The sequence below is a fragment of the Halomonas sp. ATBC28 genome (genome assembly GCF_005937175.1).
GTDB classification, from domain to species: Bacteria; Pseudomonadota; Gammaproteobacteria; order Pseudomonadales; family Halomonadaceae; genus Vreelandella; species Vreelandella titanicae.
This window is the reverse complement of the sequence record NZ_VCQL01000221.1, coordinates 1-381: the sequence shown is the minus strand read 5'-3', so window position 1 is coordinate 381 and position 381 is coordinate 1. Positions and strand designations below refer to the sequence as shown.

1 pseudogene is annotated in these 381 nt (G+C 52.8%); it reads left to right on the top strand.

The features are described 5' to 3' along the window. Positions 1–187: 187 nt before the first annotated feature. Positions 188–381 (top strand): annotated as a pseudogene (locus E0L35_RS26795) (XdhC family protein); the annotation flags it as partial.

Genomic DNA, 381 nt, shown 5'->3' with positions numbered 1-381 from the left:
CCGCCATTCTGCACAAATGTTAGTGCGCGCCGATGGTTCTATCGTCGGTACAATTGGTGGCGGAATGGTTGAGCGGAAGGTGATTGAAGAGTCGCTTCAGGCATTGCAGGAACGTAAGCCGCGATTATTCCATGGACGTATGGCTCGTAACGGTGCGGATGCTGTCGGGTCAGATTGTGGAGGTGCAATGTCAGTATTTATCAGCGTCCATGGTATGCGTCCACGTCTGGTGTTGATTGGTGCGGGGCATGTCAACCGGGCGATAGCCCAGAGTGCGGCGCTATTAGGATTTGATATCGCCGTTGCCGATATTTATCGCGAAAGCCTCAATCCTGAACTATTCCCACCATCAACCACGCTTCTCCATGCTGAGTCGTTTGG